Source organism: Stenotrophomonas sp. HMWF003 (genome assembly GCF_003061285.1).
In the GTDB taxonomy this organism is placed as follows: domain Bacteria; phylum Pseudomonadota; class Gammaproteobacteria; order Xanthomonadales; family Xanthomonadaceae; genus Stenotrophomonas; species Stenotrophomonas maltophilia_AP.
The window spans coordinates 1-1,431 of record NZ_QAIW01000289.1 but is presented as its reverse complement, the minus strand read 5'-3'; the positions used below and the strand labels follow the sequence as shown (position 1 = coordinate 1,431).

Annotated in this window: 2 protein-coding genes; one reads left to right on the top strand and one right to left on the bottom strand. The window is 70.1% G+C overall.

The genetic code is table 11. The annotated features are described in order from the left end of the window. A partial coding sequence (locus DBR34_RS11945; protein ID WP_258223855.1) for a LysR family transcriptional regulator occupies positions 1-769 on the bottom strand: 769 nt, incomplete at its 3' end. 97 nt (positions 770-866) lie between these two features. Here DBR34_RS11945 and DBR34_RS11940 point away from each other — a divergent pair. Then, on the top strand, positions 867-1,431 hold a 565-nt coding region (locus DBR34_RS11940), incomplete at its 3' end, for an MFS transporter (RefSeq protein ID WP_258223854.1).

Genomic DNA, 1,431 nt, shown 5'->3' with positions numbered 1-1,431 from the left:
GGTCATCACTGACCAGCCACGCCGACACTACCGCCGCGCCCAATCCGGACAGCGCGGCCTGGCGCACCACGAACAGGTTGTCGGTGAGCAGCCGCGGCTGGATGTCGACCTGCAGCGCAGGGCCGCCGTCGCCCGCCAGCAGGGTGACGCGCTCGCGGTAGTAGGTGGTCAGCGCGATCCAGGGCAGCGAACCCGGCAACGCGGGATCGTGCACGTCGGCCGCGCCGACCAGGACCGGCGCGGCCACCGCAATGCGCGGCACTTCGGCCAGTGGCACGGCAACCAGGTGCGGGGCGTCCACTGCCCCCACCCGGATCGCGCAGTCGATGCCCTCGGCGATGAAGTCGGGATGGCGGTCTTCCAGCATCCACTCCAGGGTGACCTGCGGGTAGCGCGCCAGGAACTGCAGCATCGGCTCCAGCAACTGGGCCTGCCCGAAGGCGTGCGGCACCACCACGCGCAGGCGCCCGCGCGGCACGTCCACTTCGCCACGCAGGTCGGCCTGGATCGCGTCCCAGTCGGCGACCAGCGATTGCGCATGTACGAAGCAGCGTTGGCCGTCGTCGGTGAGCGTCATGCGGTGGGTGGAGCGTTTGAGCAGTTGCAGGCCGAACACCCGCTCCAGCGCCTGCAGGCGGCGGCTCACGGTGGGCTGGGTCGTGCCCAGTTGCACCGCGGCCGCCGAGAGACTGCCACTTTCAACGATGCGGACGAAGGTACGCAGCAGGTCGATACGGTCGGCACCGGCGGCGTTGGCTGGAGTGGTCATGCGGGTGGCGTATAGGCGATATGTGCGCCAGCCTACTACACGCGCGGATCTTCAAGGCCGATGCTGGCGTCATCGTCTTCCCGCCTGGAACTCCTTTATGTCTACCGTGCATATCCCCGCCGCGGCGCCAGCCACGCACGCCGTTGCGCCGCGCCTGATCCTGGCCATGGCGGCCGGGGCCGGCTTCTCGGTCGCCTCGATCTACTACAGCCAGCCGATGCTGGGGGTGATCGGACCTGACCTGGGCGCTGCTCCCGCCGCCACCGGCATGGTGCCCACGCTGACCCAGTTGGGCTACGCACTGGGGATCCTGCTGCTGGCCCCACTGGGTGACCGCTTCGACCGGCGCCGGCTGATCCTGGCCAAGGCCGTGTTGCTGGCGCTGATGCTGGCCGGGGCCGCACTCGCCGGCAGCCTGCCGACCCTGCTGCTGGCCAGCCTGCTGATCGGCGTGACCGCGACGCTGGCCCAGGACGTCGTACCCGCTGCGGCCAGCCTGGCACCGGCGGCCGAACGCGGCAGCGTGGTGGGCAAGGTGATGACCGGATTGCTGCTGGGCATTCTGCTCTCACGCGTGGCCAGCGGGCTGGTCGCGCAATGGCTGGGGTGGCGCAGCATGTTCGCCCTGGCGGCGGTTTCGGTGGTGCTCATCGCCATTGCAC